The sequence below is a fragment of the Mycobacterium sp. UM_CSW genome (assembly GCF_000455205.1).
GTDB lineage: Bacteria > Actinomycetota > Actinomycetes > Mycobacteriales > Mycobacteriaceae > Mycobacterium.
The window spans coordinates 24,368-38,138 of record NZ_AUWQ01000063.1 but is presented as its reverse complement, the minus strand read 5'-3'; the positions used below and the strand labels follow the sequence as shown (position 1 = coordinate 38,138).

Here is a 13,771-nt window from a genome sequence, read left to right as displayed (position 1 = left end):
GGCGGCGGTGGCGGCGGCGGCGCGGGCGGTACCGTCGCGGCCGGTAACGCCGCAGGCGGTGGCGGTGGTGGTGGCGGTGGGGCCGCATCTGCCAGCGGCGCCGCCGGGCACGGCGGCACCGGCGGCAATGCGGAGCTGTTCGCCGGCGACGGCACTACGACCATGACCAACGGCGGCCTCGGCGGCGCTGGTGGCACCAATGCCACCGGCACCGGCGGTGGCGGTGGCGGCGGCGCCTCCAACATCCCGGACCTGGTACAGGTCGGCGACGGTGACCCCGGCGCTGACGGTGTCGATGGCGGCGCGGGCGGTCTCGGCATCGGTACGAACAACTCTGGCGGCGCCGGTGGCGCCGCCGGGAACGGCGGCACCGGAGGCCTGTCCTTCGGCGGGATCCAGAGCGGCGCGGAAGGCCGCCCGGGGACATACCCGTCGTGGACCGGCAACCCGTAACCCCGGGAGCTCGACCGGCCGGCTTGGCTCAGTGGCCCGGGGTGTTGCCGATCAGCTGGACGCCGTTGCCGTCCCAGTGGAACCGCACGTCGGTGTTGAGCCCATTGACGCCGCCGGGATAGGTCAAAGCGACTGTGTCGCCGGTGGTTTGGGCCGCGTCGATGCCGTTGAACCCGTAGGTGTCCGGCACACCCTGCGGGATGAACTGGCCCAGATGGAACAGCACCGCCCGGGTCGTCGGGTTGACGGCGTTGGTGTTGGCCTTGATGATCACCGCCGACAGCTGGGCGCACTCGTTGTAGTTGCCGGCCACCGGCTCCGGACTCCAGGGCTGCTGGCTGCGCGGGTCCTTCGGCAGCTCGGACACCACCTTCGCAATGGTGGGCGAGGCCAAATTGACCGCGCACGGGTCGGCCGGCGCGGCGCTACCGGGCGGCGCGGCGACGCCGGACGTCGGGATCGGCGTGGCGGGGGCGGTGATCGACGCCGTCGACGTCGTCGTGGTGGCCTGCGGCGTCTTGGCGACCGTGGAATCTCCCGAACCGCAACCGGTCAAAGCAACGGAGGCCGACGCGAGAACGGCTACGCCCGTCAGCGCACGGCAGGGTAGCGAGCACACATCGCCAAACCGTACCGGCACCGACCCAGCCGGCGCAGCAGGCGCGGCCGTGACCCGCAGCGCCCAGCTTCGCTGGGCCCGCCAGCACAACTAGACTCTTGACACGATGACCCTCCCGGACAGCCCACCCGAGGCTGCCTCTCCCACATTCGCGGACCTGCAGATTCACCCTGCGGTCCTGAAGGCGACCGCCGACGTCGGCTACGAGACGCCGACGGCCATCCAGGCGGCGACGATCCCGCCGCTGCTGGCCGGATCCGACGTCGTCGGGCTCGCGCAGACTGGCACCGGCAAGACGGCGGCGTTCGCGATCCCGATCCTGTCCAAGATCGACGCCAAGAGCACCGCCACCCAGGCCCTGGTGCTCGCGCCCACCCGCGAGCTGGCCCTGCAGGTGGCCGAGGCGTTCAGCCGCTACGGCACCCACCTGCCCAAGATTCACGTGCTGCCGATCTACGGCGGCTCGTCCTACGGCGTGCAGCTGGCCGGGCTGCGGCGCGGCGCGCAGGTGGTGGTCGGCACCCCCGGCCGGGTCATCGACCACCTGGAACGCGGCACGCTGGACCTGTCCCACCTCGACTACCTCGTGCTCGACGAAGCCGACGAGATGCTCACCATGGGCTTCGCCGAGGACGTCGAACGCATCCTGTCCGAAACGCCCGAATACAAACAGGTCGCGCTGTTCTCGGCGACCATGCCGCCCGCGATCCGCAAGCTCACCACCAAATACCTGCACGACCCGGTGGAAATCACCACCAAGTCGAAAACCGCCACCGCGCAGAACATTTCGCAGCGCTACATCCAGGTCGCCGGCTCCCGCAAGATGGACGCGCTCACCCGCCTGCTCGAAGTGGAGCCGTTCGAGGCGATGATCGTGTTCGTGCGCACCAAGCAGGCCACCGAGGAGGTCGCCGAAAAGCTCCGGGCCCGAGGCTTTTCCGCCGCTGCCATCAACGGCGACATCCCGCAGGCGCAGCGCGAGCGGACCATCGCCGCTCTGAAGAACGGCAGCCTCGACATCCTGGTCGCCACCGATGTGGCGGCCAGAGGCCTTGACGTGGACCGCATCTCGCACGTCCTGAACTACGACATCCCGCACGACACCGAGTCCTACGTGCACCGCATCGGGCGCACCGGCCGGGCCGGGCGCAGTGGAACCGCGGTGCTGTTCGTCTCGCCGCGGGAGCGCCACCTGCTCAAGGCCATCGAGAAGGCCACCCGGCAAACGCTCACCGAGGCCGAGCTCCCCACCGTCGAGGACGTCAACGCCCAACGGGTGGCGAAGTTCGCCGACTCCATCACCGACGCGCTCGCCGCCCCGGGAATCGACCTGTTCCGCAAGCTGATTCAGGACTACGAGCGCGAGCACGACGTCCCGATGGCCGACATCGCCGCCGCGCTGGCGGTGCAGTCGCGCGACGGCGAGGCGTTCCTGATGGCGCCTGAACCGCCGCCGGAACGGCGTGAACGCCGGGAGCGCCCGGATAAGCACCAAAGACCAAGGACACCAAGAGATTTCGCCACCTACCGGATCTCGGTTGGCAAGCGGCACAAGATCGGCCCGGGCGCGATCGTCGGCGCCATCGCCAACGAGGGCGGCCTGCACCGCAGCGACTTCGGCCACATCGCCATCGGGCCGGACTTCTCGCTCGTCGAGCTGCCGGCCAAGCTGCCCAAGTCGACGCTGAAGAAGCTCGAGCAGACCCGCATCTCGGGCGTGCTGATCGACCTGCGGCCGGACCGCTCACCGGGCAAAACGAAATCACGCCGGTGACGCTCTCCGAGGAACGCGACGCCCAGGGCGGGCTCGAGCAGGTCGCCCACGTCGACCGCGTCGCGTCGCTGACCGGCATCCGCGCGGTCGCCGCGCTCACCGTCGTCGGCACCCACGCGGCCTACACCACCGGCAAGTACACCCACGGCTACTGGGGACTGGTCGGTTCCCGGCTGGAGATCGGCGTGCCCATCTTCTTCGTGCTGTCGGGCTTCCTGCTGTTCCGGCCGTGGGTCAAGGCGGCCGCCACCGGCGGCCCGCCCCCATCGCTGAGTCGCTATGCGCGGCACCGGGTTCGGCGCATCATGCCCGCCTACGTCATCACCGTGCTGGTCGCCTATGTGCTCTACCACTTCCGCGAGGCCGGGCCGAACCCCGGGCACACGTGGCTGGGGCTGGTGCGCAACCTGACGCTGACGCAGATCTACTGCAACGGCTACCTCGGCAAGTACCTGCACCAGGGCCTGACGCAGATGTGGAGCCTGGCGGTGGAGGCCTCGTTCTACGTCGTGCTGCCGTTGCTGGCCTACCTGCTGCTGGTGCTGATCGCCCGGCGGCGCTGGCAGCCGAACGTGATGCTGGCCGCCCTGGCGGCGATGGCTCTGATCAGCCCGGGATGGCTGGTCCTGGTGCACACCGACCACTGGTTCCCCGACGGCGCCCGGCTCTGGCTGCCGACCTACCTGGCCTGGTTCCTGGCCGGCATGGCGCTGGCCGTGCTGCAGGCGATGAAGGTGCACTGCTACGCATTCATGGCCATCCCGCTGGCCGTCATCTGCTATTTCATCGCCTCCACGCCGATCGCCGGCGCACCCACGACGTCGCCGGCCACGCTGAGCCAGGCCGTCTGCAAGACCGTGTTCTACGCCGTCATCGCCGCGCTCGCGGTGGCGCCGCTGGCGTTGGGAAATCAGGGTGCGTACGCGCGGCTGCTGGCCAGCCGGCCGATGGTGTGGCTCGGCGAGATCTCCTACGAAATCTTCCTGATCCACCTCATCACCATGGAATTCGCGATGGTCTACATCGTCCGCGCGCACGTCTACACGGGCTCGATGGGCTACCTGTTCGTCGCGACGCTGGCGGTGACGATCCCGCTCGCCTGGTTGTTGCACCGCTTCACCCGGGTCAAGGACGGCTAGGTGGCCGACGACGAAGGCGGGACGGCACTTCACCCCCGCCTGACGCTGCTCGCGGTGTGCCTCGCGGTGTTCATGCTGCTGCTCGACATGACCATCGTCTCGGCCGCGCTGGCCAACATCCAGGCGTCCCTGGACGCCGACCTCAGCGGTTTGCAGTGGGTGGTCGACGCGTACGCGCTGCCGATGGCGGGGCTGCTGCTCACCGCGGCGACGTTGGGTGACCGGCTCGGGCGGCGACGGCTGTACCTGGCCGGGATGACGGCGTTCACGCTGGCCTCGGCCGGCTGCGCGCTGGCCCGCAGCATCGAGGTGCTGAACGTGTGCCGGGCGCTGCAGGGCGCGGGCGGGGCGGTCCTGCTGGGCGTCTCGCTGCCGATGGTCGCCGCGGGCTTCCCCGAACAGCGCGGTCGGGGCATCGCGATCGCGATCTACGGCGCCGTGATGGGCGCGGGCGCCGCCGTCGGGCCCCTGCTCGGCGGGGCGCTCGTCGGGGCCTTCGGGTGGGAGTCGATCTTTTTGATCAACGTGCCGATCGGGGTGGTCGCCCTGTCGATCGCCGTGCGGTTCGTCCCGGAAACCGTTGGCGCGCAAGACCGCCCGCTCGACCTGGTCGGCACGGCCGTGTTGTCGGCGGCGCTGTTCGCGGGCGTGTACGTATTGATCGAGGGCAACCACCGCGGCTGGACCAGCGGGGTGATCCTGGCGCTGGGCGCGTTCGCGGTGTCGGGCCTGGCGGTATTCGTGTGGTGGGAGTCGCGATCCGGAGCGCCGATGCTCGACCTACAACTGGTGCGCCGCCCGGGTTTCGCGGGGGTGTCCCTCGCGGCGTTCGCCGCGGCCGGAACTTTGATCGCCTCGACCAACTACCTGGCGCTGTACTTCATGAACACGCTGGGATACAGCCCATTTCAGGCGGGGCTGCGGGCCCTGCCGCTTACCGTCGCCTGCGTACTTGGCGCCCCGCTGGCCATGATCGCCGCGCGTTATTTTCCGGCGTGGACGTCGATCCCGGCGGGGGTGGCGCTGATCGCGGTGGGGCTGTGGCTGACCACCGGTGTCGACGCCGACACCCAATGGACCCATTTCATCGCCGGTTCCGTCGTGGCCGGGCTCGGGCTGGGCGGCCTGTTCGCGCTGACATCCGACATCGCACTGCAGTTCGTGCCGGTCGAGGACGCCGGGATGGCGACCGGCGCGGTGAGCACGGTTCGCCAGGTCGGCATCCTGGCCGGTGTCGCGGGCCTGGGCGCCCTGTTCGGCCGGCGCGGGTCCGACAGCGCCACCCGCGAACTGGCCCGGCTCGGTGTCGCCGGCCCCGGGCCCGCGCAACGCCTCGTCGATCGGTTGTCCGCGGGCGCGGGCCTGCGGGCGCTCGATTTCCTGCCCGCCGAATACCGTGCCGCGCTGCCGGCGATCGCACGGGCGGCCCGTCAGGCCAGCGCCGCCGGAATGCAGGTTGCTCTGGTGGCCGCGGCCATCGCGGCGACCGCCGCGGCGGTGGCGAGCGCGATCTTGATCGCGGTCGGCGCGCGCCGCCACGATGAGCCCGAAATGCCGTTTGCTGAAGGCATGTCCGTGTAACGTTCCGGTCCATGTTGGGCGATGCGATCATCATCCCGGCGACGGATAACAACCGTTACAGCGTGATCATCTCCAGCGACCCGGCAAACATCGAAGCCGCGCAGCGGCTGCGTTACCAAACGTTTGCCGAGGAAATGGGTGCGGCCCTGCCGCAGGCGATCCGCGGACCCCGGACGGGGGAGATGATCGACGTCGACCAGTTCGATCCGTACAGCGATCACCTGCTGGCGAGGGACGAGACGAACGGGCAGATCGTCGGGTGCTACCGGCTGCTGCCGCCCGACGGCGCCAAGGCCGCCGGCGGCCTGTTCGCCGACACCACCTTCGACATCGGTGGCCTGAACGAGTTGCGCTCCGAGCTCGTCGAACTCGGCCGGGTCAGCGTGCATCCCGACCACCGCAGCGGGGCGGTCATGGGCTTGTTGTGGGCGGGCATCCTTCGATACCAGGAAATCAGCGGCTATCAATGGGGGATCGGGTCGCTGTCGGTCCGGATGGAAGACGGCGGGCCCCGCGGGGCGCTGGTGCGCGGCGTGCGCGATATGGCCTTGGGTAAGCATGCCGCCCCCGACCGATACCGGGTCATTCCGCGAAACCCCGTCACGGTCAACGGATTGAGCCTTTCCGAGCTGCCCGACCCGGGACCCGTGCGCATTCCGCCCATGGTGCAGGGCTCGCTGCGGATCGGCGGGACGATCTGCGGGGAGCCCTCCTACGATCCGGACTTCGACATGGCCGACTTCATCGTGCTCATCAACAGGGCCACGGTGCGCGAACGATACTTGGAACGACTGGCGCGGTCTTATGCCCATACCTGAGAAGACCGGCCTGCTGGGGGTCGGCTTCGGGCCGTCCAACCTTGCATTGGCGATCGCCCTCGCCGAGCGACGCATGACCGCCGTGTTCATGGAGGAGCAGCCCGAGTTCGGTTGGCACCTGGGGATGCTGCTGCCGCACGCCCGCATGCAGATTCCGTTCCTCAAGGACCTGGTCACTCTGCGAAACGTCAAGAGCGACTTCACGTTCTTGAACTACCTCAGCGAGCGCGGCCGGCTCGTCGAGTTCATCGGCCTGCACACGCTGTTTCCCAGCCGGATGGAGTTTCACGACTACCTCGCGTGGGCCGCGGACCGGGTCGCCGCCGACGTTCGCTACGGCCATCGTGTCGTCGAAATCTCCTCGGGTGAGCCGGGGTTCGTGGTGCGCACCGAACCCGACCGCGTCATCCACGCCGGGGCGTTGGTCTTGGCAACCGGCCTGCACCCCGTGCTGCCCGACGGCGTGGTCGAAAGTCGACGCCAGTGGCACAGCCACCGGCTGCTCGACAACCTGGCCGCGCTGAGCCCTTCTGCCCCAAGGCGTTTCGCCGTCGTCGGCGCGGGTCAAAGCGCCGCCGAGGTGGTCGCCCATCTGCACGAGACCTATCCCCAGGCCGAGGTGCACGCGGTTTTCGCCCGCTACGGCTACAGCAGTGCCGACGACAACCCCTACGCGAATAGGATTTTCGACCCGTCGGCGATGGACGAGTTCTATTGCGCCGACACGGAAGTGCGCCAGCGGCTGCTCGATTACCATCGGTCGACCAACTATTCGGTGGTCGATCCGGAGCTGATCGATGACCTTTATTCGCGCGAGTATGCCGAGCGGGTGGCGGGCGACCGGCGACTGTTCGTGCATAACGCCTCCGAAGTCGTTGCGGCGCGGGAGTTTCCGGACAAAGTGCGCCTGACCGTGTGCCACCTGATCGATCGCTCGCGTGCGACGGTGGACTGCGACGCGGTGATCTACGCGACGGGCTACGAACCGCTGGATGTCCGGTCTTTCCTGGGCGAGCTTGCCGGCCGGTACGAATTCGACGCACACGGGCGCCCCGCCGTCACCCGGGACTACCGACTGGTGGCCAGGGCCGGGGCACCGGGCGACATCTACCTAAACGGCGCCGTCGAGCACACCCACGGGCTCTCGTCGTCGTTGCTGTCCAACGTCGCGGTGCGCGCCGGCGAGATCGTCACCGCGGTCGCGGCGCGCGAGCACCGACGGCCACACGTCGCCTCCGCGTAGCGACGGCGGCGATCCGCCGTCGTCACATCGGCCCCATTCGTATCTGCTGCTGAGCGGCCGAGGTTGTGCCCGCCTCACAGCGACTGTCCGGTTGCGCGGCACCGCGGCGGCTCGCTGTCGCTGTGAGGCGGGCACAGCGGGTATTGGTCCTCGATCTAGCCCCGCGCGCCGACCGGCGCCACGATCGGGACGACGAACTCCTCGATCATCGCCCGCTCGTCGGCCTCGTCCCGGCCGGGCCACCGCGGCGGCTCGCTGTCGCTGTGAGGCGGGCACAGCGGGTATTGGTCCTCGAGCTAGCTCCGAGCGGAAACCGGCGCCACGATCGGGACGACGAACTCCTCGATCATCGCCCGCTCGTCGGCCTCGTCCCGGCCGGGGTAGGTCAGCAGCGACGTGAGCACCCGCACCACCCAGCGGGCCCGGCGCTCCACGACGTCGCGATCTTCCGGGCCGAGCGAGCCGACGAACGCGGCGGCCAACGCGGTGATCACCTCCGACTGCGCCAGCTCCCCGCCGACCGGCGGGCGGCTGACGGCGAACCACGCTGACAACGCGGGGCTTTCGCGCACCATCCGCAGCGCGGCGGTCATGCTCGCCACCAGCCGTTCGCGCGGGTCGTCGACGCCGCCGATCTCGTCGGCGATCGCGCGGCCGAGCCGGCGCGCCTCGCGGTGGACGTACGCGGTCCGCAGTACCTCGCGGTTCTCGAAGTACCGGTACAGCGTCGCGCGGGAACAGCCCGCCGCCCTGGCGATCTCGTTCATGCCGATCGAAGCCTGGTCCCGCCGCGTGTAGAGCGCCTCGGCGGCGTCGAGTATCCGGTCCACGGCCGCCTCGCCGCGGCGGTCGGCCAGCCAGTCGGTCATCGGGACTTCACCCGGATCGGCACCGACAGCGGCCGGCGCACGTAGCTGCCGCCGGACCACACGATGCCGGGCACGTCGACCTCGAATTCCGGGCAGCGGGACAGCAATTCGGTCAGCGCGACCCGCGATTGCATCCGCGCCGCCGCGGCGCCCAGGCAGTGGTGCGCACCGTGGCTGAAGGTCAGGATGTTGCGGGGACAGCGGGTCACGTCGAGTTCGCCCGCGTCCGGCCCGTACTGGCGCTCGTCGCGGTTGGCCGACCCATAGAGCAGCAACACCTTGCGACCGGCCGGGATGGTGGTGCCCTCAACAGTCACGTCCCGGGTGGTGGTGCGCGCCAGGCCCTGCACCGGCGACGTCAGCCGCAGCAGCTCCTCGACCGCGTCGGGGATCAAGCCCGGGTCGTCGGCCAAGCGCCGCCGCTGGTCGGGGCGCTCGTGCAGCAAAGGCATTGAGCCGCCGAGCATTCCGGTGACGGTGTCGTTGCCGCCGGTGACCATCGTGAACGTGAACGCCAGCACCGACAGCGTCCCGGCGATGTCCCCGTCCGCGCCCACCCCGGCCGCCACCAGATGCGAGATCGTGTCGTCCTCGGGTTCGCTGCGCCGACGCTCGATCAGCGCGGTGAAGTAGGCCATCATCGACCCGACCGCGTCCAGTGACGTGCCGATTCCCCCCTCGGACGTGTTGGCCGCGACGATCGCCTGCGTCCAGCCGTCGAACTGCGCCCGATCTTCCTCGGGCACACCGAGATAGTGCGCGACGACCATCGAGGGCAGTGGCTTGAACAGTTCGGTGACGATGTCGCCGCCGCCGTCGGCGCGGATCTTCTCGATGCGCTCGACGACGAACTCCCGCACCGTGGGCTCCACCGCCTCGACCTGTCGCGGTGTGAAACCGCGGGACACCAGCTTGCGAAACTCGGTGTGCACCGGCGGATCCTGCATCACGAACGGCGGATTATCCTGCAGCCCAATGATCTCCAATTCGCCGTACTCAACCGTCAGCCCCTGCGCGGAGGAGAACGTCTCGTGGTCGCGTGCGGCGGCCCAGACGTCGGCGTGCCGGGACAGCACGTAGTAGTCGCGGTCGGGCCGGCCGTCCGGGACGACGTGGTGCACCGGGTCGTGGTCGCGCAGCGCGCGGTACATCGGCCAGGGATTGGGCCACGTCTCGGCGGTGGCCAGTTGGAACCCGTGAGACATCACCGATGGCATGTCTCATTCCTAAGGCATGTCGGAGCAGATGTCAATCGGTGTACACTTTGTTCAGTCCGTACTGAACGAACGAGATGGAGCGGGATGACTCCGGAGGAAAGCGAGTTCGTCGACCGTTTGGGCCTGTTCTTTGAGCTGCTCGGCGCCACCCGCACCATGGGCCGCGTCTATGGTTGGCTGCTGATCTGCGATCCGCCGGCGCAGTCGTTGACCCAGCTGGCCGGCGCCCTGTCGGCGAGCAAGGCCTCGATCAGCACGGTCGCACGCCAGCTGCTGGAGGGCGGCATGGTGGAGCGATTGCCCAGCCCCGACCGTCAACACCTCTACCGCGTCGCCCCGGGCGGGTTCACCAGCGTGATGGAAACGCAGCTGTCGCTGATGCGCCTGGGCATCGAGCCCGCCGAGTACGCCCTGTCCGTGCTGGGGGAGGACCGCGCGGAACAGCGTGAGCGGGTCGAGGACTTCCGCGATTTCTGCGAGTTCTGCACCCGCGACTACCGCGACCAGCTGATGCGGATGTGGACCGAATACCGGGAGGGGAGAAGGCAGCCATGACAAAGACGGACAAGGTCGACTTCACCGACGTGGCCTGGGGATCGGTGGAATGGACCAACCTGTGCACGCTGTACCTGCGGGCCTACGAAACCCGTTCGCCCGAACCCATTCTCGATGACAAGGCCGCCGCCGAGGCGGTGGACCGCATCGAGTACGACTGGGCGCGCATGCGCCGCGCCTCGTGGCCCCGGTCCAACCAGTACCTGGTCACCATGCGCGCCAAACAGTTCGACGACTGGAGCGCCGACTTCCTGCGCCGCCACCCGAACGCCGTCGTGCTGCACCTCGGGTGCGGAATGGACACCCGGGCGTTCCGGCTGCATCCGCCGGACACCGTGCTGTGGTTCGACGTCGATCAGCCGGAGGTAATCGCGTTGCGGCGCAAGCTGTACGACGACGCTGACGGCTATCGGATGATCGGCTCGTCGGTGACCGACGCGGCGTGGCTGGACGAGGTGCCCACCGACCGCCCGACGCTGATCGTCGCGGAGGGCCTGCTCATGTACCTCGCCGGGGCCGACGTGCGTACGCTGCTGCAGCGCCTCACCGATCGATTCGGCAGCGGCGAAATCGCTTTCGACACCGCGTCGCCGCTGGCGCCGCGGCTGTCGAAGGTGCTCACCAAGGGCATCACCAAGTGGGGCATCCGCGACGCCCGCGAACTTGAGCGCTGGAACCCGCGGCTACGCTTCCTCGAGCGCTCGCCGGTCGGGGCGCTCTACCAACGCATCCCCTCGACGCCGCTACGGGTGCTCTGGCGGCTGGTCAACGCGACGCCGATGGGCAACTACGACGTGCTCAACCGCTTCGCGTTCTGAGCCGTCGTGCGCTAGATTGCCGCGCCCGGGTTCAGGATCCCGAGCGGGTCCAGCGCCCGCTTGATGCGCTGGTTCAACTCCATCACCTCGGGTCCGAGGTAGCCGTCCAGCCACGGCCGCTTCAACCGGCCCACGCCATGCTCACCGGTGATCGTGCCGCCCAATCCGACTGCCAATTCCATGATCTCGCCGAAGGCGAGGTGCGCGCGCTCGGTCATCGCGGCGTCGGCGGGGTCGTAGACGATCAGCGGGTGGGTGTTGCCGTCGCCGGCGTGCGCGATCACCGAGATCATCAAATCCCGTTCCGACGCGATGCGCTCGATCCCGGAGACCAGCTCGCCCAGCGCCGGCAGCGGCACCCCGACGTCCTCGAGCAGCAGCGACCCCTTGGCCTCCACCGCGGGGATGCAGAACCGGCGGGCGGCCACGAAGGCCTCGCCCTCGTCTGGGTCGTCGGTCGAAAATACCTCCGTGGCACCGTTTTCCGTGAACACCTCGGCGATCACCGCCGCGTCCTCGCCGGACGCACGTCCCCGCTCGTCGGAACCGGCCACCAGCATCGCGGCCGCCCCGCGATCCAGGTCCATGCGCAAGCTGTCCTCGACGGCGTTGATCGCCACCGCGTCCATGAACTCCAGCATCGAAGGGCGAAGCCGCGCAACGACTCCCAGCACCGCGTCGACGGCCGAGGTGACCGACGCGAACGTCGCGACCACCACACTGGACACGTTCTGTGCGGGCAGTAGCCGCAGCGTCACCTCGGTGACGACGCCCAACGTGCCCTCGCTGCCCACGAACAGCTTGGTCAGCGAGAGGCCCGCGACGTCCTTCAGCCGCGGCCCGCCCAGCCGCACCGCGGTGCCGTCGGCCAGCACCACCTGCATGCCCAGTACGTAGTCGGTCGTGACGCCGTACTTCACGCAGCACAAGCCGCCGGCGTTGGTGGCGATGTTGCCGCCGATGCTGCAGATCTCGAATGACGACGGGTCGGGCGGATACCACAGCCCGTACTCGGCGACTGCCTTTTTCACCTCGGCGTTGAACAGGCCCGGCTGGCAGACCGCGGTGCGCGTGACCGGGTCGACGGTGATGTCGCGCATCTTCTCCGTCGACAACACGATGCCGTCGTCGAGCGCGGTGGCGCCGCCGGACAGGCCGCTGCCGGCTCCGCGCGTCACCACCGGCACCCGGTGCGCGGTGGCCCAGCGCAGGACCGTCTGCACCTCCTCGGTGCGCCGCGGCCGCACCACCGCCAGTGGCTTGCCGGCCGACGGGTCGAAGGCGCGGTCCTGCCGGTAGCCCTCGGTGATGGTCGGGTCGGTGACGACCATCCCGTCGGGCAGCTTGGCGATCAGCTCGGCCAGGGCATCGGCATTCACGAGGCAATCACGAACCGATCCTACGGCGACGGGTCGACCGCCAACTCCGGTTCGCGGTCCAACTCCTGCAGCGACGGCAGACCGCAGGCGACCAGGCCGACCAGCAGGATCGGCACCGCCAACGCCAGGAACGTCGTCCGCAGCCCGGCGGCGTCGGCCAGCGGACCCGCCACCAGCAACCCCAGCGGCCCGGCGGCGTACATCAGGCCGGTCATCACGCCCACCACCCGGCCGCGCAGATGCTGCGGGGCCCGGGTTTGCATCACGTAGTTGTAGATCGGCTGGATCGGCCCGTAGACCAGGCCGGTGACCCCGCAGAGCACCAGGATCACCGGCAGCGGCGGCAGGAACGCGATGCCGACCGTCGCCGCGCCGAAGGTGAGGGTCGCGGTCAGCACCGCCGTGCGTCGCCGGGTGTGTTTCGACAGCGCCGCGTAGCCGAGCGCGCCCGCCACGCCCCCGACCCCGAGGGCCATCAGCGCCCAACCCAGCTGGGCCGGTTGGTGGTGGTCGGAAAAGTACTTGGGAAACAGCACGCTTTCCATCGGCAGGTACAGGGCGGTCACGACCAGGTCGATCAGGCCCAGCGTGCGCAACACCCGCAGGTTCCAGACGAATCGCAGGCCCTCGGCGATGCCGGACGCCAATCCCTCGGGTCGGGTGGCTTGGTGTGGCCTGCCGGCGCCCTCGAGCCGCAGCACCGCGACCGCCAGGAAGGACAGCCCGAACAACCCCGCGGTCACCCACATCGTGTTGATGCCGCCCACCGTGGCGATCATCAGGCCGCCGATGCCGGGGCCAACGATGTACGCGAGGTTGAGAATCGCCTCGTAGATGCTGTTGGTGCGGTCCAGCGACCAGCCCGCGCGGGCGGCGGCCTCCGGCAGCATCGACTGGCGCGCCGCCGTGCCGGCGGGATCGAAAGCGGCGGCGAGGAACGCCAGCACTGCCAGCTCGACCAGGTTGATCGCGGCGGCGCCGAAAAACCAGGCGGTCAGCGGCACGGCGGCCACCGCCGCGCAGGACAGCGAATCGGAGACCAGCGAGACCCGGCGGCGCCCGAAGTAGTCGACCGCGGTGCCGGCGACCAGCGTCGAGGCCACCAGGGGCAGCGTCATGCAGGCGGCGACGATCGACGCGTCCTTGGCGCTGTCGTGATGCTGCAAAGCCAGCCACGGGAACGCGACTATCGAGATGCCGGTACCCGCCGTCGCCGTCAGCGTGGCGAACAGGATGAGGAATGCCGGGCCGCCGCTTTTCATGGGATATCGCGGCTGAATCTAACGCCAAGGCGGTATTGGCGGCG

General features: G+C 69.4%; 12 protein-coding genes and 2 pseudogenes. 8 read left to right on the top strand and 6 right to left on the bottom strand.

Annotated features, from left to right (window positions below):
* Window positions 1–453, top strand: a pseudogene (locus N415_RS31980) (PE family protein); the annotation flags it as partial.
* Window positions 454–481: 28 nt separating this feature from the next.
* Here N415_RS31980 and N415_RS20950 read toward each other — a convergent pair.
* Window positions 482–1,072 (bottom strand): LppP/LprE family lipoprotein, encoded by a 591-nt coding sequence (locus N415_RS20950; protein WP_068186319.1) that lies wholly within the window; start codon window positions 1,070–1,072, stop codon window positions 482–484.
* Between the two features lie 106 nt (window positions 1,073–1,178).
* Here N415_RS20950 and N415_RS20945 point away from each other — a divergent pair, with 106 nt between their 5' ends.
* Genes N415_RS20945 through N415_RS20925 form a run of 5 tightly spaced genes read left to right on the top strand, consistent with a single transcriptional unit; the run spans window position 1,179 to window position 7,627 of the window.
* On the top strand, window positions 1,179–2,846 hold the full coding sequence (locus N415_RS20945) for a DEAD/DEAH box helicase (RefSeq protein ID WP_068186316.1): 1,668 nt from the start codon (window positions 1,179–1,181) through the stop codon (window positions 2,844–2,846).
* Window positions 2,843–3,985: an acyltransferase gene (locus tag N415_RS20940; protein WP_068186314.1), complete on the top strand. Its 1,143-nt coding sequence runs from the start codon at window positions 2,843–2,845 to the stop codon at window positions 3,983–3,985. The genes N415_RS20945 and N415_RS20940 overlap by 4 nt, the downstream gene beginning before the upstream one ends.
* Window positions 3,986–4,024: 39 nt before the next feature.
* On the top strand, window positions 4,025–5,566 hold the full coding sequence (locus N415_RS20935) for a DHA2 family efflux MFS transporter permease subunit (protein WP_081665392.1): 1,542 nt from the start codon (window positions 4,025–4,027) through the stop codon (window positions 5,564–5,566).
* Between the two features lie 11 nt (window positions 5,567–5,577).
* On the top strand, window positions 5,578–6,384 hold the full coding sequence (locus N415_RS20930) for a GNAT family N-acyltransferase (protein ID WP_068186312.1): 807 nt from the start codon (window positions 5,578–5,580) through the stop codon (window positions 6,382–6,384).
* A 10-nt stretch (window positions 6,385–6,394) separates the two neighbouring features.
* Window positions 6,395–7,627: a SidA/IucD/PvdA family monooxygenase gene (locus N415_RS20925; protein WP_081665391.1), complete on the top strand. Its 1,233-nt coding sequence runs from the start codon at window positions 6,395–6,397 to the stop codon at window positions 7,625–7,627.
* 155 nt (window positions 7,628–7,782) lie between these two features.
* Here N415_RS20925 and N415_RS31605 read toward each other — a convergent pair.
* The 3 genes and pseudogenes from N415_RS31605 to N415_RS20915 all read right to left on the bottom strand — a co-directional run.
* Window positions 7,783–7,866, bottom strand: a pseudogene (locus N415_RS31605) (TetR/AcrR family transcriptional regulator); the annotation flags it as partial.
* Between the two features lie 57 nt (window positions 7,867–7,923).
* Window positions 7,924–8,496: a TetR/AcrR family transcriptional regulator gene (locus N415_RS20920; RefSeq protein WP_068186308.1), complete on the bottom strand. Its 573-nt coding sequence runs from the start codon at window positions 8,494–8,496 to the stop codon at window positions 7,924–7,926.
* The gene (locus N415_RS20915) at window positions 8,493–9,713 is read right to left on the bottom strand and encodes a cytochrome P450 (RefSeq protein ID WP_152531501.1); all 1,221 of its coding nucleotides are present in this window, start codon (window positions 9,711–9,713) and stop codon (window positions 8,493–8,495) included. Before N415_RS20915 ends, N415_RS20920 begins: the two co-directional genes overlap by 4 nt.
* 84 nt (window positions 9,714–9,797) lie before the next feature.
* Between N415_RS20915 and N415_RS20910 the strand changes: the two genes are divergently transcribed.
* On the top strand, window positions 9,798–10,268 hold the full coding sequence (locus tag N415_RS20910; RefSeq protein ID WP_068186307.1) for a MarR family transcriptional regulator: 471 nt from the start codon (window positions 9,798–9,800) through the stop codon (window positions 10,266–10,268).
* Window positions 10,265–11,086 carry a class I SAM-dependent methyltransferase gene (locus tag N415_RS20905; protein ID WP_068186302.1) on the top strand — a complete coding sequence of 274 codons (822 nt, stop codon included), beginning with the start codon at window positions 10,265–10,267 and terminating at the stop codon, window positions 11,084–11,086. The genes N415_RS20910 and N415_RS20905 overlap by 4 nt, the downstream gene beginning before the upstream one ends.
* A gap of 11 nt (window positions 11,087–11,097) precedes the next feature.
* Here N415_RS20905 and N415_RS20900 read toward each other — a convergent pair whose 3' ends face one another.
* Together N415_RS20900 and N415_RS20895 are read right to left on the bottom strand one after the other, a co-directional pair.
* On the bottom strand, window positions 11,098–12,465 hold the full coding sequence (locus tag N415_RS20900; protein ID WP_068186299.1) for an FAD-linked oxidase C-terminal domain-containing protein: 1,368 nt from the start codon (window positions 12,463–12,465) through the stop codon (window positions 11,098–11,100).
* A gap of 20 nt (window positions 12,466–12,485) precedes the next feature.
* Window positions 12,486–13,727: an MFS transporter gene (locus N415_RS20895; RefSeq protein ID WP_068186296.1), complete on the bottom strand. Its 1,242-nt coding sequence runs from the start codon at window positions 13,725–13,727 to the stop codon at window positions 12,486–12,488.
* Window positions 13,728–13,771 lie beyond the last annotated feature (44 nt).

What these genes read in the sequence shown, in the direction of transcription:
- N415_RS20945 (WP_068186316.1), top strand. Translation starts at nt 1,179, where the DNA reads ATGACCCTCCCGGACAGCCCACCCGAGGCTGCCTCTCCCACATTCGCG.
- N415_RS20930 (WP_068186312.1), top strand. Translation starts at nt 5,578, where the DNA reads ATGTTGGGCGATGCGATCATCATCCCGGCGACGGATAACAACCGTTAC.
- N415_RS20920 (WP_068186308.1), bottom strand. Translation starts at nt 8,496, where the DNA reads ATGACCGACTGGCTGGCCGACCGCCGCGGCGAGGCGGCCGTGGACCGG.
- N415_RS20915 (WP_152531501.1), bottom strand. Translation starts at nt 9,713, where the DNA reads ATGCCATCGGTGATGTCTCACGGGTTCCAACTGGCCACCGCCGAGACG.
- N415_RS20910 (WP_068186307.1), top strand. Translation starts at nt 9,798, where the DNA reads ATGACTCCGGAGGAAAGCGAGTTCGTCGACCGTTTGGGCCTGTTCTTT.
- N415_RS20905 (WP_068186302.1), top strand. Translation starts at nt 10,265, where the DNA reads ATGACAAAGACGGACAAGGTCGACTTCACCGACGTGGCCTGGGGATCG.
- N415_RS20895 (WP_068186296.1), bottom strand. Translation starts at nt 13,727, where the DNA reads ATGAAAAGCGGCGGCCCGGCATTCCTCATCCTGTTCGCCACGCTGACG.